This is a genomic window from Serratia sp. H402Y (genome assembly GCF_051172415.1).
Lineage (GTDB): Bacteria > Pseudomonadota > Gammaproteobacteria > Enterobacterales > Enterobacteriaceae > Serratia > Serratia ureilytica.
This window is the reverse complement of sequence record NZ_JBPIYZ010000003.1, coordinates 291,727-309,808: the sequence shown is the minus strand read 5'-3', so window position 1 is coordinate 309,808 and position 18,082 is coordinate 291,727. Positions and strand designations below refer to the sequence as shown.

The 18,082-nt window shown below is 60.1% G+C and carries 20 protein-coding genes and 1 tRNA gene; 14 read left to right on the top strand and 7 right to left on the bottom strand.

Annotation, left to right across the window (positions count from 1 at the left end; translation table 11 throughout):
• The first annotated feature begins 21 nt into the window (after window positions 1-21).
• The 4 genes from rsmE to ruvX all read left to right on the top strand — a co-directional run bounded on the left by rsmE (window position 22) and on the right by ruvX (window position 2,847).
• Window positions 22-753: a 16S rRNA (uracil(1498)-N(3))-methyltransferase gene (rsmE, locus tag ACSBQS_RS18140; protein WP_025304244.1), complete on the top strand. Its 732-nt coding sequence runs from the start codon at window positions 22-24 to the stop codon at window positions 751-753.
• Between the two features lie 10 nt (window positions 754-763).
• Window positions 764-1,714, top strand: a complete 951-nt coding sequence (gene gshB, locus ACSBQS_RS18135; protein WP_033651325.1) for a glutathione synthase — start codon at window positions 764-766, stop codon at window positions 1,712-1,714.
• A 147-nt stretch (window positions 1,715-1,861) separates the two neighbouring features.
• Complete coding sequence (locus ACSBQS_RS18130; RefSeq protein WP_004937452.1) at window positions 1,862-2,425, top strand: YqgE/AlgH family protein; 564 nt, start codon at window positions 1,862-1,864, stop codon at window positions 2,423-2,425.
• Window positions 2,425-2,847 carry a Holliday junction resolvase RuvX gene (ruvX, locus tag ACSBQS_RS18125; RefSeq protein WP_015379046.1) on the top strand — a complete coding sequence of 141 codons (423 nt, stop codon included), beginning with the start codon at window positions 2,425-2,427 and terminating at the stop codon, window positions 2,845-2,847. Before ACSBQS_RS18130 ends, ruvX begins: the two co-directional genes overlap by 1 nt.
• Here ruvX and ACSBQS_RS18120 read toward each other — a convergent pair.
• Window positions 2,844-3,866 (bottom strand): type IV pilus twitching motility protein PilT, encoded by a 1,023-nt coding sequence (locus tag ACSBQS_RS18120; protein ID WP_197749902.1) that lies wholly within the window; start codon window positions 3,864-3,866, stop codon window positions 2,844-2,846. The genes ruvX and ACSBQS_RS18120 overlap by 4 nt on opposite strands.
• 20 nt (window positions 3,867-3,886) lie before the next feature.
• Between ACSBQS_RS18120 and ACSBQS_RS18115 the strand changes: the two genes are divergently transcribed.
• The 6 genes from ACSBQS_RS18115 to hemW all read left to right on the top strand — a co-directional run bounded on the left by ACSBQS_RS18115 (window position 3,887) and on the right by hemW (window position 8,180).
• Complete coding sequence (locus ACSBQS_RS18115; protein WP_042785369.1) at window positions 3,887-4,594, top strand: YggS family pyridoxal phosphate-dependent enzyme; 708 nt, start codon at window positions 3,887-3,889, stop codon at window positions 4,592-4,594.
• 19 nt (window positions 4,595-4,613) lie between these two features.
• Window positions 4,614-5,435, top strand: coding sequence for a pyrroline-5-carboxylate reductase (proC, locus tag ACSBQS_RS18110; protein ID WP_033651322.1), 822 nt, complete (start codon window positions 4,614-4,616; stop codon window positions 5,433-5,435).
• Between the two features lie 31 nt (window positions 5,436-5,466).
• Complete coding sequence (locus ACSBQS_RS18105) at window positions 5,467-6,021, top strand: YggT family protein (RefSeq protein WP_042785370.1); 555 nt, start codon at window positions 5,467-5,469, stop codon at window positions 6,019-6,021.
• A complete protein-coding gene (yggU, locus tag ACSBQS_RS18100; RefSeq protein ID WP_197666965.1) occupies window positions 6,018-6,311 on the top strand; it encodes a DUF167 family protein YggU in 294 nt (97 codons plus the stop codon). Before ACSBQS_RS18105 ends, yggU begins: the two co-directional genes overlap by 4 nt.
• 140 nt (window positions 6,312-6,451) lie before the next feature.
• Complete coding sequence (locus tag ACSBQS_RS18095; RefSeq protein WP_434991261.1) at window positions 6,452-7,045, top strand: XTP/dITP diphosphatase; 594 nt, start codon at window positions 6,452-6,454, stop codon at window positions 7,043-7,045.
• Window positions 7,038-8,180 (top strand): radical SAM family heme chaperone HemW, encoded by a 1,143-nt coding sequence (gene hemW / locus ACSBQS_RS18090; RefSeq protein ID WP_197749904.1) that lies wholly within the window; start codon window positions 7,038-7,040, stop codon window positions 8,178-8,180. Before ACSBQS_RS18095 ends, hemW begins: the two co-directional genes overlap by 8 nt.
• A 37-nt stretch (window positions 8,181-8,217) precedes the next feature.
• Here hemW and ACSBQS_RS18085 read toward each other — a convergent pair whose 3' ends face one another.
• The 5 genes from ACSBQS_RS18085 to trmB all read right to left on the bottom strand — a co-directional run bounded on the left by ACSBQS_RS18085 (window position 8,218) and on the right by trmB (window position 11,690).
• Window positions 8,218-8,652 carry a DUF29 domain-containing protein gene (locus tag ACSBQS_RS18085; RefSeq protein WP_016930094.1) on the bottom strand — a complete coding sequence of 145 codons (435 nt, stop codon included), beginning with the start codon at window positions 8,650-8,652 and terminating at the stop codon, window positions 8,218-8,220.
• A 100-nt stretch (window positions 8,653-8,752) separates the two neighbouring features.
• Entirely contained in the window at window positions 8,753-9,475 is a 723-nt protein-coding gene (locus tag ACSBQS_RS18080; RefSeq protein ID WP_033644667.1) for a DUF2884 domain-containing protein, read from the bottom strand.
• A 30-nt stretch (window positions 9,476-9,505) separates the two neighbouring features.
• Complete coding sequence (gene glsB, locus ACSBQS_RS18075; protein ID WP_047575480.1) at window positions 9,506-10,429, bottom strand: glutaminase B; 924 nt, start codon at window positions 10,427-10,429, stop codon at window positions 9,506-9,508.
• 215 nt (window positions 10,430-10,644) lie between these two features.
• Window positions 10,645-10,971 carry a YggL family protein gene (locus ACSBQS_RS18070; RefSeq protein WP_004937412.1) on the bottom strand — a complete coding sequence of 109 codons (327 nt, stop codon included), beginning with the start codon at window positions 10,969-10,971 and terminating at the stop codon, window positions 10,645-10,647.
• Window positions 10,971-11,690 carry a tRNA (guanosine(46)-N7)-methyltransferase TrmB gene (trmB, locus tag ACSBQS_RS18065; RefSeq protein ID WP_004937410.1) on the bottom strand — a complete coding sequence of 240 codons (720 nt, stop codon included), beginning with the start codon at window positions 11,688-11,690 and terminating at the stop codon, window positions 10,971-10,973. Before trmB ends, ACSBQS_RS18070 begins: the two co-directional genes overlap by 1 nt.
• A 175-nt stretch (window positions 11,691-11,865) precedes the next feature.
• On the opposite strand from trmB, the gene mutY reads away from it, so the two are divergent.
• The 3 genes from mutY to mltC all read left to right on the top strand — a co-directional run bounded on the left by mutY (window position 11,866) and on the right by mltC (window position 14,375).
• Entirely contained in the window at window positions 11,866-12,966 is a 1,101-nt protein-coding gene (gene mutY / locus ACSBQS_RS18060) for an A/G-specific adenine glycosylase (RefSeq protein ID WP_042785375.1), read from the top strand.
• A complete protein-coding gene (locus tag ACSBQS_RS18055; protein WP_004937404.1) occupies window positions 12,963-13,235 on the top strand; it encodes an oxidative damage protection protein in 273 nt (90 codons plus the stop codon). Before mutY ends, ACSBQS_RS18055 begins: the two co-directional genes overlap by 4 nt.
• Before the next feature lie 63 nt (window positions 13,236-13,298).
• Window positions 13,299-14,375: a membrane-bound lytic murein transglycosylase MltC gene (mltC, locus tag ACSBQS_RS18050; RefSeq protein WP_047026455.1), complete on the top strand. Its 1,077-nt coding sequence runs from the start codon at window positions 13,299-13,301 to the stop codon at window positions 14,373-14,375.
• A 48-nt stretch (window positions 14,376-14,423) separates the two neighbouring features.
• On the opposite strand, the gene speF is transcribed toward mltC, so the two are convergent.
• Window positions 14,424-16,589, bottom strand: coding sequence for an ornithine decarboxylase SpeF (gene speF / locus ACSBQS_RS18045; protein ID WP_434991266.1), 2,166 nt, complete (start codon window positions 16,587-16,589; stop codon window positions 14,424-14,426).
• Between the two features lie 705 nt (window positions 16,590-17,294).
• On the opposite strand from speF, the gene ACSBQS_RS18040 reads away from it, so the two are divergent.
• Window positions 17,295-17,370 (top strand) — tRNA-Phe (locus ACSBQS_RS18040).
• Window positions 17,371-18,082: the final 712 nt, after the last annotated feature.

Below are 18,082 nucleotides of genomic sequence, written 5' to 3'. Positions count from 1 at the left end.
TTCGTCAGGATCAGACTACCCATGCGCATACCCCGCATTTACCATCCGCAGCCGTTGACCGACCGGGCGGAGATCGCCCTCAGCGAGGACGCCGCCAACCACGTCGGGCGCGTGCTGCGCATGAGCGCCGGCCAGGCGCTGCAGCTGTTCGACGGCAGCAACCAGGTGTTCGACGCCGAGATAGTCCGGGTGGACAAAAAGAGCGTGCTGGTGCGCCTCGGCGACGGCCGCGTGGAGGACATCGAATCGCCGCTCAACCTGCATCTGGGCCAGGTGATCTCGCGCGGCGAGAAGATGGAGTTCACCATCCAGAAATCCATCGAGCTGGGCGTCAACGTCATCACCCCGCTGTTTTCCGAGCGCTGCGGCGTCAAGTTGGACGGCGAGCGTCTGGCGAAGAAAATCCAACAATGGCAGAAGATCGCCATCGCCGCCTGCGAACAGTGCGGCCGCAACCGCATTCCCGAAATCCGCGAGGCGATGTCGCTGGAGGCCTGGTGCGCCGAGCAGGACGGCAGCCTGAAACTCAACCTGCACCCGCGCGCCAGCCACAGCATCAACACGCTGCCGCAGCCGGTAGACCGCGTTCGCCTGCTGATCGGCCCGGAAGGCGGTTTGTCCGCCGACGAAATCGCCATGACCACCGACCACGGATTTACTGATATTCTGCTGGGACCACGCGTTCTGCGTACCGAAACCACAGCGCTCACCGCCATTACCGCTCTGCAGGTCCGCTTCGGCGACCTGGGTTAAAGGAGAAAAGATGATTAAGCTCGGCATCGTGATGGATCCTATCGATTCCATCAACATCAAGAAAGACACCAGCTTCGCCATGCTGCTCGAAGCGCAGCGCCGCGGTTACGAATTGCACTACATGGAGATGAACGATCTCTATCTGCACGCCGGTGACGGGCGCGCCCGCACCCGCCTGCTGAGCGTGAAGGAAGACAAGGAGAGCTGGTTCAGCTTCGGCGCCGAGCAGGATCTGGCGCTGCACGATCTGGACGTGATCCTGATGCGCAAGGATCCGCCGTTCGATACCGAATACATCTACGCGACCTACATTCTGGAACGCGCCGAAGTCAAAGGCACGCTGGTGGTCAACAAGCCGCAAAGCCTGCGCGACTGCAACGAGAAGCTGTTCACCGCCTGGTTCTCGGAACTGACGCCGGATACGCTGGTCAGCCGCAGCGCCGCGCACATCCGCAAATTCCACCAGCAGCACGGCGACATCATCCTGAAACCGCTGGACGGCATGGGCGGCGCGTCTATCTTCCGCGTGAAGCAGGACGATCCTAACCTGTCGGTGATCATCGAAACCCTGACCGAACACGGCAGCCGTTTCTGCATGGCGCAGAACTTCCTGCCGGCGATCAAGGACGGCGACAAGCGCATCCTGGTGGTGGACGGCGAGCCGGTGCCTTACTGCCTGGCGCGCATTCCGGCGCAGGGTGAGACCCGCGGCAACCTGGCGGCCGGCGGCCGCGGCGAAGCGCGCCCGCTGAGCGAAAGCGACTGGAAAATCGCCCGCGCCGTCGCCCCGACGCTGAAAGAGAAAGGGCTGATCTTCGTCGGCCTGGACGTGATCGGCGATCGCCTGACCGAAATCAACGTCACCAGCCCAACCTGCGCGCGCGAGATCGAGGCGGCATTCCCGATTTCGATTACCGGCATGCTGATGGACGCCATTGAAAAGCGCCTGGCGGCGAAGTAATGCGTCATGCGGGCGGCATGCCGCCCGCTATCCTGTATCGCGCCCGCCAAAGCCCGCCTTTCCGGCAGCGGCTTGAAAGGCGGCGGGTATAGCCGCATACTGGCGGCTGTTTATTTTCTCACCCATTGATTACCTTATACTAACGCCATGAATTTACAGCACCATTTTCTGATCGCCATGCCAACGCTGCAGGATCCTCGCTTCAAGCGCTCGGTGATTTACATTTGCGAGCACAATGAAGAAGGCGCCATGGGTTTGGTGATCAATAAACCGGTGGAGCAGTTCACGGTAGCCACGGTGCTGAGCAAGCTGAAGATCATGCCGCCTGCGCGCGATCCGGCCATCAGCCTGGACAAGCCGGTGTTCGCCGGCGGCCCCCTGGCGGACGATCGCGGATTTATCCTGCATACGCCGCGCCACGGCTTTGGCGCCAGCATTCAAATTTCCCCCAACACCATGATCACCACCTCGAAAGACGTGCTGGAAACGCTCGGCACGCCGGAGCAACCGGACGACGTGCTGGTGGCGCTGGGTTATGCGGGTTGGGAGAAGGGCCAGTTGGAGCAGGAAGTATTGGAAAACGCCTGGCTGACCATCGAAGCCAACACCGACATTTTGTTCCGCACGCCGATCGCCAGCCGCTGGCGCGAGGCGGGGAACCTTTTGGGTATCGACATTCGCAGCATCGCCAACCACGCAGGACACGCCTGATGAGTAACCGCACCATTATCGCCTTCGACTTTGGCACCAAAAGCATCGGCGCGGCCGTCGGCCAGGAGTTGACCGGCAGCGCCCGCGCCCTGCCGGCTTTCAAAGCGCAGGACGGTTCGCCGGACTGGCTGAAAATCGAAAAACTGCTGAAGGAGTGGCAGCCGGATTTGGTGGTGGTCGGCCTGCCGCTGAACATGGACGGCACCGAACAGCCCGTTACCGCCCAGGCGCGCAAGTTCGCCAACCGCCTGCACGGCCGCTTCGGCATCCAGATCGATCTGCATGACGAGCGTCTGAGCACCGTGGAGGCGCGCGCCAACCTGTTCGATCGCGGCGGCTTCCGCGCGCTTGATAAAGGCAGCGTGGATTCCGCCTCCGCGGTGGTTATCCTCGAAAGCTGGTTCGAACGGCAGCTGGGCTAAACGCCCGTTCCCTCCCCCGCGCAGTCCCCCAACACACCGGCGTCGATCCGCTGCTGCAAACCTTGCTCAAAGGTTTGCATGCCGGACTGCGCGCCGGTTTGCAACACGCTCGCCAACTGATGCGTTTTCCCTTCACGGATCAGGTTGCTGACCGCCGCCGTCGCCGTCAGCACTTCAAAGATCGCCACTCGTCCGCCGCCGGGGCGCCTCATCAGCTTTTGCGCGATCACCGCTTGCAGGCTGCCCGCCAGCTGGGCGCGCACATAGGGTTTCTCTTCCGCCGGAAACACGTCCACCAGCCGCTCTACCGCCTGCGGCGCGCTGCGGGTATGCAGCGTCGCCAGCACCAGGTGGCCGGTCTCCGCCGCAGTGAGCGCCAGCCGGATGGTGGCGGTATCGCGCAGCTCGCCCAGCAGGATCACATCCGGATCTTCGCGCAGCGCGGCGCGCAACGCCGCATCGAAGCTGTGGCTGTCGCGGCCGATCTCCCGCTGCTGGATCAGCGATCGTCGGCTGCGATGCAGGAACTCGATCGGCTCTTCCAGCGTCAAAATATGCCGCTGCTGGTGCCGGTTGATCTCGTCGATCATCGCCGCCAGCGTGGTGGACTTGCCGCTGCCGGTGGCGCCGGTGACCAGGATCAATCCGTCGGCGCGCCGCAGCAGCGCCGGGACGATGGCCGGCGCAGCCAGCTCGGCAAGCGAAGGCGATTGCCCGGCGATACGCCGCAACGCGAGAGAAATCCCCGCGCTTTGTTGAAAAACGTTGGCGCGCAACCGCTCCCCGCTCGGCCTGTGCAACGCCAGATCGACCTGCCCCAGCCGCCGCAGGCTCTCGCGCTGCTGCGCATTCAGCAATCCATCGCAGAGGGCCTGCGCGCCTTGCGCCGTCAGCGTTGGCGCCGCCGCCAGCGGCTGCAGTTCACCGTCGATGCGCAACATCGGCGGATGACCGGCACAAAGGTGCAGATCGGAAGCATTATGCTTTACACTAAGGGCCACGAATTCATCGATATCCATATCACTCTCCCGGGTCAATAATGAGCACTATCCAACAGAACCTGCAGGATGTCAGAAACCGCATCGCGGCCGCCGCGCAAAACTGCGCACGGGCGCCGGAAGACGTTGCTCTGCTTGCAGTCAGCAAAACCAAACCTGTGGCGGCGATCGAAGAAGCCATCGCCGCCGGCCAGCGCGCCTTCGGCGAGAACTACGTGCAGGAAGGGGTAGACAAGATCCGGCATTTCGCCGAGTCGCCGCAGGGCGGTGAGTTGGTGTGGCACTTTATCGGCCCGCTGCAATCCAATAAGAGTCGGCTGGTGGCGGAACATTTCGCCTGGTGTCATACCGTGGATCGGCTGCGCATCGCCCAGCGTCTGAGCGATCAGCGCCCGGCCGACATGCCGCCGCTCAACGTGCTGATTCAAATCAACATCAGCGATGAGCAGAGCAAATCCGGCATCGCGTTGAACGAACTGCCGGCGTTGGCCGACGCGATCGCGGCGCTGCCGAATCTGGCGCTGCGTGGCCTGATGGCCATCCCGGCGCCGGAAACGGATTATCAGCGGCAGTTGGCGGTATTCAGCCGGATGAACGACGCATTTCTCGCCCTGCGTCAGCGTTATCCGCAGGCCGATACGCTGTCGATGGGCATGACGGACGATATGGCGGCGGCGATCGCCGCAGGCAGCACCCTGGTGCGCATCGGCACCGCAATTTTTGGCGCCCGCGACTACTCGCAGGCCTGACAAACAGACGAGGGATTTGATGCAACATCGCAAGATTACCTTTATCGGCGCCGGCAACATGGCGCGTGCAATCATCGCCGGCCTGGTCGCGGGCGGCTATCCGGCCAAATCCATCAGCGTCTGCGCCCCTTCGCCGAAAAACCGTGACGCGCTGGCGGCGGACTACGGCATCGTCAGCAGCGGCGACAACGTCGCCTGCGCGCGTGAAGCCGACGTCGTGGTACTGGCGGTCAAACCGCAAATGATGGCCGACGTGTGTCAGCCGCTGCGCGAACAGGTCGATTTCGGCGGCAAACTGGTGCTGTCGATCGCCGCCGGCATTCAGGTCAGCCGTTTCTATCAGTTGCTCGGCGACCAACTGGACATCGTGCGCATCATGCCCAACACCCCGTCGCTGGTCGGCAAGGGCATGAGCGGGCTGTACGCGCCGGCGCAGGTCAGCCAACAGGATCGCGACTACACCGGCGATTTAATGGCCTCGGTCGGTAAAGTTTGCTGGGTAGATGACGAAAATGGCATCAACGGCGTGATCGCCGCTGCGGGCAGCGCCCCGGCTTATTTCTTCCTGTTTATGGAAGCGATGCAAAAAGAAGCCGAACGCATGGGCTTCGACAGCCAAACCGCGCGCGATCTGGTGCAGCAGGCCGCTACCGGCGCCGCCGCGCTGGTTGAAGCCAACCCGGATACGCCGCTGGGCACGCTGCGCGAGCAGGTGACCTCCAAAGGCGGCACCACCGCCGAAGCGCTGCGGGTGTTCAACGAACGCCAACTGCCGGAAACCGTGGCGCAAGCGATGCAGGCCGCCGTTTCCCGTGCGCAAGAAATGGAAAAATTATTTTAAATAACCCCGAGTTAAGGAGAAGGACCACTTCATGCTAACGCTGACTTTCCTGGTCAAGACCGTTATTGATCTGTACGTGATGGTGCTGTTGCTGCGCATTTGGATGCAATGGACGCGCACCGATTTTTACAACCCGTTCTCGCAGTTTGTGGTGAAGATCACCCAACCGGTGGTCGGCCCGCTGCGCCGCATCATCCCATCGCTTGGGCCTATCGACAGCGCTTCGCTGCTGCTGGCGTTTCTGCTGATGACCATCAAGTACCCGCTGCTGCTGCTGATACAAAGCCACGCGCTGTCGCTTAGTCCGTATAACCTGCTGTTCGGCCTGATCTCGCTGGTTAAGTCCGCCGGCTACCTGATCTTCTGGGTGATGATCATTCGTGCGCTGATGAGCTGGGTAAGCCAGGGCCGCAGCCCGATCGACTACGTGATGTACCAACTGACCGAACCGTTGATGGCGCCGATCCGTCGCATCATCCCGGCGATGGGCGGCATCGATTTTTCCGCCATGGTAGTGATCCTGATCCTCTATCTGATCAACTACCTGGGCATGGATGTGTTCGGCGAGATCTGGTTCCTGCTGTGAGTGCAGTCACTCCCGTGCTGGACGGGCTGGCGCTCAGGCTATATATTCAGCCGAAAGCCAGCCGCGACCAAATTATCGGCTTGCATGGCGACGAACTGAAAGTCGCCATCACCGCCCCGCCGGTCGACGGTCAAGCCAACGCCCATTTGATCAAGTTTATCGCCAAGCAGTTCAAAGTGGCGAAAAGCAACGTCACCATCGAGAAAGGCGAACTGGGGCGGCATAAACAGTTACGCATCGTGAATCCGCAACAGATCCCCGCCGTGGTCGCGGCGCTATACACAAAGTAGCTGGAGCCGCAGCAAGGCGGCAAGGGCTTGAGTCCCCAGGAGCTGGGTCACTCCAGTGACTGGGGTGAGAGCGTGCAGCCAACGCGGCTGCGGCTTCAGATACGCAGAGTATCATCGAATAATTTTCAAGGTAGTCACTTATGCAAAAAGTCGTTCTTGCCACCGGTAACCCGGGCAAAGTGCGCGAACTTGCCGACCTGTTGGCCGATTTCGGCCTGGACGTGGTCGCGCAAACCGATCTGGGCGTGGAATCCGCCGAAGAAACTGGCCTGACGTTTATCGAAAACGCCATCCTGAAAGCGCGCCATGCGGCACAGGTCACCGGCCTGCCGGCGATCGCCGACGACTCCGGTCTGGCAGTGGACGCGCTGGGCGGCGCGCCGGGCATCTACTCCGCACGCTATGCCGGCGAAGATGCCGACGATCGGCAAAACCTCGACAAGCTGCTGGCGGCGTTGAAAGACGTGGCGCCGGGCCGGCGCGGCGCGCAATTCCATTGCGTGCTGGTCTATCTGCGCCATGCGGCAGACCCGACGCCGCTGGTGTTCCACGGCAGTTGGGCCGGCGAAATCACTGAGCAGGCCGCCGGTGAAGGCGGCTTCGGTTACGACCCTGTCTTCTACGTGCCGGAGCTGGGCCGCACCGCCGCCGAGCTGAGCCGCGACGAGAAGCGGTCGATTTCGCACCGCGGCAAGGCGCTGAAGCTGATGTTGGAAGCCATGCGCAATGCTTAAGCTGCCCCCGCTGAGTCTCTACATCCATATCCCGTGGTGCGTGCAGAAATGCCCGTACTGCGACTTCAACTCCCATGCGCTGAAGGGGGACGTGCCGCATCAAGAGTATGTCGATCATCTGTTGGCGGATCTGGATGCCGACCTGCCGCTGGCCGGCGGCCGGGAAATCAGCACTATCTTTATCGGCGGCGGCACCCCCAGCCTGCTGAGCGCCGAGGCGATGCAAGCCTTGCTGGACGGCGTGCGGGCGCGCATTCGCGTCGCCGACGACGCCGAAATCACCATGGAAGCCAATCCCGGCACCGTGGAGGCCGATCGCTTCAGCGGCTACCAGCGCGCCGGCGTCAACCGCATCTCCATCGGGGTGCAAAGCTTCAGCGCCGAGAAGCTGAACCGTCTGGGGCGCATCCACGGCCCGGAAGAAGCCAAACGCGCGGCGACGCTGGCGACCGGCCTCGGCCTGCGCAGCTTCAACCTCGATCTGATGCACGGCCTGCCGGACCAGTCGCTGGAAGAGGCGCTGGACGATCTGCGCCAGGCTATCGCCCTCAATCCGCCGCACCTGTCGTGGTATCAGCTGACCATCGAGCCGAACACCCTGTTCAGCTCGCGCCCGCCGGTTTTGCCGAACGACGATGCGCTGTGGGACATCTTCGAGCGCGGCCACCAGTTGCTGAGCGCCGCCGGCTATCAGCAGTATGAAACCTCGGCCTACGCCAAGCCGGGCTACCAATGCCAGCACAATCTCAACTACTGGCGCTTCGGCGACTATCTGGGGATCGGCTGTGGCGCGCACGGCAAGGTGACCTTCAGCGACGGACGCATCCTACGCACCGCCAAGACCAAGCACCCGCGCGGCTTTATGCGCGGCGACTACATGGACAAGCAGCATGAGGTGGCGGCGGCGGATCGGCCGTTCGAATTCTTCATGAACCGCTTCCGCTTGCTGGAAGCCGCGCCGCGCGCCGACTTCGCCAACTACACCGGGCTGACGGAAAGCGTCATTCGCCCGCAGCTGGACGAAGCGCTGGCCAAAGGCTATCTGGAAGAAACCGCGGAGCACTGGCAGATCACCGAGAAGGGCAAACTGTTCCTCAACTCGCTGCTGGAACTGTTCCTGGCGGACGACGAGTAAAAAAAAGCGCTGAATGATCAGCGCTTTTTTATTGGTGTTAATCCGGGTAAAACGTCTGAGACAGAATCTGCTGAGTTTCCCAGATGCCGTTTTCCGGATACACATCCAGCCCGGTTTCGGCCGTGGCGAGCGCAACGGCCTTCGACCAGACGACATCCAGCCAATCGGCATCGCTCAGTTTACCTTTTAGGCTGGGCGACTCTTTCAAGCTGTAAAGCACCTCTTTGCGCTGCGCTTTAATCGTTCTTTCCCAGCTGGTTCCGCGCCTGGCCGGCTGATATTTCCATTTAAGCAAATGTGCAATCAGCACCGTCATCCGGCTAGCAAGTTCCCTTTGCTCGCTCTTCCCCACGTCCTCAATCTCCTCGGCGATCTTTTCAATATCGATCTCAGACAATTTTCCGGAGCGCAAAAGAGCGGCCTGTTCATTTGCCCAGGCAACAACATCGGTTTCGTAACGTGTATGGCTCATAGCGTCCTCCGTAAACATCCATAAATCTGTACGTAGTTTGATCAGTCTGTCAGATAAGCTTCAGAAGGTCAAAAAACGGTCTACCAAGAAGATTCTTAAATCACTTCAACGCGTTAAGCAGATCCTTGCGCTGGGTTTCCAGTGCGGTGACGCGGTTGCACACGTCATGACCGAAGTTCTGGAAGTCCTGTTCCTGGTTGTTCCATTCGTTCTGGATCGCCTTCTGCAAGCCGCCCAAATTGCCCATGATCGCCTGCAGCGGGTTGCCGCCGCTGTTGGCGGCCTGTTTGACGCCCATCTCGTTCAGGCTGTCCTGCAGCACGCCGCCCATGCTCTGCTGCACGATGTTGCGGCCGTCCTGCTCCACCTGGTCGATCGCCTTGTGGTGGAAGGTCAGGCCGTCGCTGCGGTGCTCGATGATGCGGTTCATCTGCTGTTTCAGTTGGCCATTCAGGGTGGTCAGCCGGTTGCGCACGTTACTGTTGCTGCCCAGCTCTTTAACGATCACTTTATCCAGCGCTGCGCGGGCTTTCTCCAGGTGTTTCTGCGCGCCGTCGTCGATCCACGGCAGCTGTTTGCGCAAGGCGCTCTGGTAACTGAAGGCTTTCTGCCGCTGGCTGTCGTTCAAGCTCAGCGCCTGGCCGTTGCGGATCACGTCGCCATCCGGCGATATTTGCAGATCGCCGCTGGCGCCTTTCACCTGCACGCTCTGCGGGCTGATGATCACATCGTCCTGGGGTTTAACGCTGCACTGGTACTCGGCGTGGGCCTGCGCGGCAGTCGCCGCCAGCAGCAGTAAGGCTAACCCGGTTTTCTTCAACATAGCTTCTCCTGACTCCCATCCAGACTGGGATTAAAAAATCGAACGGCCGATACGTTGAGACAACAGTTCCAGCGCCGCAGTTCCCGCCAGCGAGTTGCCGGAAGCATCCAGTTCCGGCGACCAAACGACGATCGACAGTTCGCCCGGCACGATGGCCACGATGCCGCCGCCCACGCCGGACTTGCCCGGCATCCCCACCCGATAGGCGAATTCGCCGGCGCCGTCGTACATGCCGCTGGTCATCATCAGGGCGTTGATCTGCCGCGCCTGCAGCGGGCTGATCACCGCCTCGCCGCTGAGATCGCGACCGTGATTGGCCAGATAGACGAAGCTGCGCGCCAGTTCCACGCAGCTCATGCGCAGCGCGCAGTAGTGGAAATAGGTTTGCAGCACGGTGATGACGTCGTTTTCGAAGTTGCCGAACGATTTCATCAGATAGGCGATGGCCGCATTGCGATCGGAGTGTTCGAACTCGGAGCGCGCCACCCGCAGGTCATAGGCCAGGTCGTCTTCACCGGCCAACTGACGCACCACCTCCAGCATGCGCTGTTTGGGGGCGCTGAGCCGGGTTTGCAGCATGTCGCACACCACCAGCGCGCCGGGGTTGATAAACGGATTGCGCGGTTTGCCCTGCTCCATCTCCAGCTGCAGCAACGAATTGAACGGCAGGCCGGAAGGCTCTTTGCCGACGCGCCGCCAGATCTCATGCTCCTGATAGCGCGTCAGCGCCAGCGTCAGACTCAGCACTTTGGAGATCGACTGGATGGAGAAGCGCTCCGCGGCGTCGCCGGCCTGGAACAGTTCGCCATCCACCGTACACACGGCGATCGCCAGCCGATCGGCGGGCACTTCCGCCAACGCCGGGATGTAGTCGGCCACTTTTCCCTGGCCAATCAGCGGGCGCACCTGTTGCAGGATCTCTTCCAGCAACGCGTTATCCAATGTTGTTACCACCTCGGTCACACTCCGGGCAAAACAAAGGCGCCGTTAAGGCACCTTAAATCCATCCCCGTCATACTTGAATCCGCATCTGTGTTGGCTGCGAGCGCTCACCCCAGTCACTTACTGAAGTAAGCTCCTGGGGACTCACCCTCTTGCCGCCGTGATGCGAATCCAATTATTTAGGGGGAAATAAGCGGCGCGAAGCCGCGCTCATCGGGCAAGCGCGATCAATCCCACCAGATATCGAACAGATCGCTGACCTTAACGTCGGTCAGTTTGCGCGCTTCCAGCCAGTTTTTCACCAGTTCGCGATGCTCGTCGGTGCAGTGGCCGATCTTCTGCAGGCAGATCAGACCTTCCCACTGCAGGTAGCCGCTGCCGTCAAACGCCAGACCGTTCGGCTCGATCACTTCATCGATGAAGGTATCCAGCGTGCTGTCGATATCTTCCACCGACGTGCCTTCGGCGAAGCGCCAGGCTACGGAGAAACCCAACTCCTGAAATTCTTCAATGTGCAACTTTTTACGTAAACGACGACTGCGGTTCTTAGCCATTATTCTTTCCTCTCAAACATCAAGTCCCAAACGCCATGTCCCAGGCGCTGGCCGCGTAATTCAAATTTCGTCAGTGGGCGCGAATCCGGACGCGGCACATAATCATTATCGCTGGAAAGATTACGGTAGCCTGCGACCCCGTTCATAACCTCTAACATATGTTCCGCATAAGGTTGCCAATCGGTGGCCATGTGGAAGACGCCGCCGGTCTTCAGCTTGCGCAGCACCAGTTCGACAAACGGCGTTTGCACGATGCGGCGCTTGTTGTGGCGCGCCTTGTGCCAAGGATCGGGGAAGAACAGCTGCACCATGTCCAGCGAGCCGTCCGGGATCATGTTTTCCAGCACTTCAACCGCATCGTGGCACATTACGCGCAGGTTGCTCAGCTTCGCCTCGTGGGCGTCGGCCAGGCAGGCGCCCACGCCCGGCGAGTGTACTTCGATCCCTAAAAAGTTCTGCTGCGGGTTGTTGCCCGCCATGGTCACCAGCGAGGCGCCCATGCCAAAACCGATCTCCAGCACCGTCGGCGCTTCGCGGCCGAACAGCGCGGCGAGATCGACAGCGTCAGCCTGATACTCCACGCCCATCACCGGCCAATAGTTCTCCAGCGCGTGCTGCTGGCCTTTGGTCAGCCGCCCCTGGCGGCGGACAAAACTGCGGATACGGCGCATCGCGCGGCCGTTCTCATCAAATTCCGGGGAGATGACGTCATTAATCATAGTGCTTTCTGTCTGTTTGGCTGCCAATTAGGGAAACGCGCATTATGCAAAGATACATTGGTTTAGCAAGTGTTCATCTTCTGTACCCGCCGTGCGGCGTCGGAAAGTTCCGGTTTACAGCATCATGACTCTATGCTGCAATCTCGCTTCATTTTCTGCCGGATAACGACTCTTCATGATGCAAGCACAACAATTCGCACAGGTGGTGCTTGACTGGTACCAGCGCTACGGCCGCAAAACCCTGCCATGGCAGTTGGAGAAAACCGCCTATCAAGTATGGCTCTCCGAAGTGATGTTGCAACAGACTCAGGTTGCCACCGTCATTCCTTATTTTCAGCGCTTTATGGCCCGTTTTCCCAACGTGCGCGCGCTGGCGGAGGCCCCGCTGGACGAAGTGCTGCATCTGTGGACCGGCCTTGGCTATTACGCCCGCGCCCGTAACTTGCACAAAGCGGCGCAGACCATTGTCGCACAGCACGGCGGCGAGTTCCCGACAACCTTCGCAGAAATCGCCGATTTACCGGGCATCGGCCGTTCCACCGCCGGCGCGGTGCTGTCGTTGGCGCTGGGCCAACACTATCCGATCCTCGACGGCAACGTGAAGCGCGTGCTGGCTCGCTGCTACGCGGTGGAAGGCTGGCCGGGCAAAAAAGAGGTCGAAAACCGGCTGTGGAAAATCAGCGAAGAAGTCACCCCGGCCCAGGGCGTCGGCCAGTTCAACCAGGCGATGATGGATCTGGGCGCCATGGTCTGCACCCGCTCCAAGCCCAAGTGTGAGCTCTGCCCGCTCAACGTCGGCTGCCTGTCTTACGCCAACCACAGCTGGGCCAACTACCCCGGCAAGAAGCCCAAGCAGACCCTGCCGGAAAAAACCGCCTACTTCTTATTGCTGCAGCACGGCGACCGCGTGTGGCTGGAGCAGCGCCCGGCGGTGGGCCTGTGGGGCGGCCTGTTCTGCTTCCCGCAGTTCAGCGCGCGCGTGGATTTGGAACTCTGGCTGCAGCAGCGCGGTCTGAAAGGCAAGCGCCTGGAACAGCTGACCGCGTTTCGCCACACGTTCAGCCATTTCCATCTCGATATCGTGCCGATGTGGCTGTCGCTCGACGCGGCGGGCAGCGGCATGGATGAGGGCGCGGGTCTCTGGTATAACTTAGCGCAGCCGCCGTCGGTCGGGCTGGCAGCGCCGGTGGACCGCCTGTTGCAACAGCTGGCGAAGCAGCCCCCGATCCAACAAAACTTATATGGCGATAGCGCCATCGATGAGGAATTAGCATGAGCCGCACCATTTTTTGTACTTTCCTTCAACGCGACGCCGAAGGCCAGGACTTCCAGCTTTATCCCGGCGACGTCGGCAAGCGCATCTACAACGAGATCTCCAAGGAAGCCTGGGGCGAGTGGATGAAGAAGCAGACCATGCTGATCAACGAGAAGAAGCTGAACATGATGAACGTGGATGATCGCAAACTGCTGGAAGAGGAAATGATCAAATTCCTGTTCGAAGGGCACGACGTGCACATCGAAGGCTATACGCCGCCGAGCGAATAACGCTGTTGGGGCCAGGCGCTGGCCCGCTTCAATCCTCTTATACTTCTTCCAAACGGCTTTAAGATGAAGAAAATTTTAGCTTTGCTCGTAATAGCGCCTTTGCTGATCTCCTGTTCCGGCAAAAAAAGTGAAGAAATCAACGAAGCCTGGATCAAAGACACCAACGGCTTCGACATTCTGATGGGCCAATTCGCCCACAACATCGAGAACATCTGGGGTCTGAACGAAGTTCTGATCGCCGGGCCGAAAGACTACGTCAAGTACACCGACCAATACCAAACCCGCAGCCACATCAACTTCGACACCGGCGCCATCACCGTCGAGACCATCGCCACCACCGATCCGGCCACGCACCTGCGCCAGGCGATCATTAGCACGCTGCTGATGGGTGACGATCCGGGTTCGATCGACCTCTATTCCGACGCCAACGATATCCAGATCAGCAAAGAGCCGTTCCTGTACGGCCAGGTGCTGGATAACAAAGGGGCGCCGATCCGCTGGGAATGGCGCGCGGCGCACTTCGCCGATTACCTGCTGCAAACCAAGCTGCAAAAACGCACCTCCGGCCTGCACGTCATCTACTCGGTCACCATCCAACTGGTGCCGAACCACCTGGACAAACGTGCGCATAAATATCTGCCGATGGTGCGCAAGGCGTCGGAAAAATATGGCGTGGACGAGTCGCTGATCCTGGCTATCATGCAGACCGAATCGAGCTTCAACCCGTATGCGGTGAGCGGTTCGGACGCGCTGGGCCTGATGCAGGTGGTGCAGCACACCGCCGGTAAGGATGTGTTCCAGATGCGCGGCAAATGGGGCACCCCGAGCCGCAGCTACCTGTTCGATCCGGAGAACAACATCGATACCGGCACCGCCTACCTGGCGATCCTGCAGAACAACTACCTGGGCGGCATTCAGAACCCGACCTCGCGCCGCTATGCGGTGATCACCGCTTACAACGGCGGCGCCGGCAGCGTGCTGCGGGTGTTCTCCAGCGACAGAACGCGCGCGGTGGGCATAATCAACGGCATGCAGCCGGGCGACGTGTACCAAACGCTGACCACCAAGCACCCGGCCGCCGAGTCGCGCCGCTATCTGGTGAAAGTGAATACCGCGCAGAAGAGCTACCGCAGAAAGTAGCGCTTCCCGCGTGGATAGAAGAAGGGCCGGTGCGAACCGGCCCTTTTTTCATGGCTTGATCATATAGCCGAAGATGCGCTTCCAGCCGTGATCTTTTTTCTCGATGTAGACCCCCTGCAGCTCCGGCGAGAAGCCCGGCAGGCGGTTGATGCCCTCCTCGAGCGCCAGGAAGTAGCGCTGCACCGCGCCGCCCCACACTTCGCCCGGCACCACGCACAGCACGCCCGGCGGATACGGCAGGGCCCCTTCCGCCGCGATGCGCCCTTCCGCCTGGCCGATCGGCACCAGCTCGACGTTGTCGCGGATAAACTCCACGTTGGCGTCCTGCGGGTTCATCACCACCTGCGGGAAATGATCCTGACGGAACATCTCCTTTTGCAGCTGCTTAACGTCAAAGCTGACGTACAGATCGTGCATCTCCTGGCACAGCCGGCGAATGCTGTAGCCGCGGTAACGCTGCTCGTTCTTGCGGTACACCGTCGGCAGCACCACGCTCAGCGGCGCATCCTCTTCGACATAGCGTTCGAACTGCGCCAGCATCTCCACCAGCTGTTCCATCTTGGCCGGGTTCTCCGCCGGGGTCAGCAGGAACAGGATCGAGTTGAGATCGCACTTCTCCGGCACGATGCCGTTCTCGCGCAGGAAGTTGGCCAGAATGGTGGCCGGCACGCCGAACTCGGTGTATTGGCCGGTCGCGGCGTCAATCCCCGGCGTGGTCAGCAGCAGCTTGCACGGATCCACCAGATACTGATCCTGGGCGTAACCTTCGAAGCCGTGCCACGTCTCCCCCGGCACGAAGGTGAAGAAGCGCGCGTCGTTGGCGATCAGATCGGTATCGTAATCCTGCCAGTCCTTGCCCGCCACCTGCAGCGGAATAAACGGCTTCAGCTGCGAGCAGCGCGTGAGCAGCTGTTTGCGCGTCTCGATGCCCAGCTTGACGCAGTCCATCCACATGCGGCGCCCGGCGGGGCCGGCGTGCATCTTGGCGTTGACGTCCAGCGCGGCGAACAGCGGATAGAACGGGCTGGTCGACGCATGCAGCATGAATGCGTTGTTCAGGTGCTTGTGGTTGCAGTGGCGCTTTTGCCCTTTGATGTGGTCGTCTTTCTTGTGGATCTGCGAGGTCTGCGAGAACCCCGCCTGCTGTTTATGCACCGACTGGGTGACGAAGATACCCGGATCGTGCTCGTCCAGCTCCAGCAGCAGCGGCGAGCACTCTTTCAGCATCGGAATAAAGCCTTCATAGCCCACCCAGGCGGAGTCGAACAGGATGTAGTCGCACAGGTGGCCGATGGTGTCGATCACCTGGCGAGCGTTGTAAATCGTGCCGTCGTAAGTGCCGAGCTGAATGATCGCCAGCCGGAACGGCCGCGCCGCCGTGGCCTTCTCCGGCGCCACCTCGCGGATCTGCTCGCGCAGGTAGCGCTCATCGAAGCAGCGCGCATCGATGCCGCCGATAAAGCCGAACGGGTTGCGGGCGGTTTCCAGATACACCGGCGTGGCGCCGGCCTGGATCAGCGCCCCGTGGTGATTGGATTTGTGGTTGTTGCGATCGAACAGCACCAGATCGCCACGGGTCAGCAGCGCGTTGGTCACCACCTTGTTGGCCGCCGAGGTGCCGTTGAGCACGAAGTAGGTTTTATCAGCGTTGAACACCCGCGCCGCATGCTTTTGCGCATCCTTGGCCGAGCCTTCGTGGATCAGCAGATCGCCCAGCTTGACGTCGGCGTTGCACATATCGGAACGGAAAAGAGTTTCACCGTAGAAATCGAAAAACTGCCGGCCGGCCGGGTGCTTGCGGAAGAACTCGCCGCCCTGATGGCCTGGACACGCAAAGGTCGAATTCCCCATCTCGACGTAGGTCTTCAGCGTTTTGAAGAACGGCGGCAGCAGCGCCTGCTCGTAGGCGTCGGCGGCGGCCTCCAACTGCGCCATGTAGAATGGCTTGCTGGCGCCGGCCAGCAGCGCGAAGACCCCGCTGACAAACGGCAGATAATCCGGGGAAAGATGCTCGTCCCCTTCCACCGCCACGAAGGTCGGAATATCGAACCCCGTCGACTGCAAGCGCGCCAGAATGCCGGCGTCCACGTCGGCGACCGACACCACCACCGCCGCCACGTCGGTGTAGTCCGTCTGCTCTACGCGCACGATCTGGCGCAGCGTCTCAATGGTGGCGACCAGGCTGGCGCTGGTTGCGATTTTCAATTCTTTCATCATGCTGACTCTCAAACGGTGAAGGATGAGGGTGTGCCACCGGCACGGTAATGAGATAACGCGGTTATCCCGGTAAAAGCGATACCCGGGCACGGCAGCATAAGCGGCGTGCGTGACCGCCTCATGATCGGGGACCATCAGGCAGCTATCGGGGGAACTGGTCTTGGCAGCGTCCGACAGGCATCAGTAAAATCAGGGCCGCAGCGCTGGCTTTACGCATGCCTAACAGCGAGCATCACGCGGCCTTACCGCATGATCGGCAGGCGTATTCGGACAGATGGCGTTCGGAGCAAGCAGAGACGGAACGGTGGCGGCGTCAGAGGTCTGGTGCGCGACAGCGCTTGAGCGACAAAACCAGTCATGCCAATAACCCTCTGACTTATAAGAAGCGGGAACACCGTCAGGGAACGGAGAGTGCTAAAATTTGCGCAATGATTGCATGATTCGTTACGAGGTTCAAGCGAGAATCACCTGGATTGAGCTTGCATTAATGCAAAGGTAACGTTTTGTTATTTAAAAATAAATATGAAACACAGCCTTGATAAGGTGGTATAAATACACGTTTTTTATGCATATTTATTGGGTGGCGATATCGCCACAGGCTCTAGCGCTTCGGGTTCGCTGCCTGAAAATAGAGCAACCGATCGGCTTTGTGACAGAAAGCGATTGACGCCATCCGGCCAATACGGTTTAATGCGCCCCGTTGCCCGGATAGCTCAGTCGGTAGAGCAGGGGATTGAAAATCCCCGTGTCCTTGGTTCGATTCCGAGTCCGGGCACCATATTTAGAGAACCCAGCCTATGGCTGGGTTTTTGCTTTTCAGGGACAGGACTCTCCATCGAACTGCGTTCGATTATTCGGCCAAGGGCCTCACCCTACGGGCCAGCGCTAAAGCGCTGTTCAACGCGGCGCCAGCGCCGGTTGTCCGAGTCCGGGCACCATCTTTAGAAGAACCCGCCTATGGCGGGTTTTTCGCTTTCTGGGGTACGGACTCTCCATCGAACTGCGTTCGATTATTCGGCCAAAGGCCTCACCCTACGGGCCAGCGCTAAAGCGCTGTTCAACGCGGCGCCAGCGCCGGTTGTCCGAGTCCGGTCGCCCTATTTAGAGAACCCAGCCTATGGCTGGGTTTTTGCTTTTCAGGGACAGGACTCTCCATCGAACTGCGTTCGATTATTCGGCCAAGGGCCTCACCCTGCGGGCCAGCGCTGAGACCTTGAATACCGAGCAGAAGTGCTCCTGTTCCTATCTCTTTAAGCTAAATCTCGGCCTTTATATTCGCAGCCTTAATTGATGCCCGCCCCCCTGCCCTGTGTTTACGACACTGTATTATTTCCATTTGCACCATAACCCAACCTTCCTTATTTTCGCCGTCATTTGAATTAATACGCAAACACGGGTTACGCAACAACTCCATTAATGTTTTCATTCTGCGCCTGATAAAAACCCACAGCCACAACCCAATAAAAAATCATTAAATAACAATCAATTAA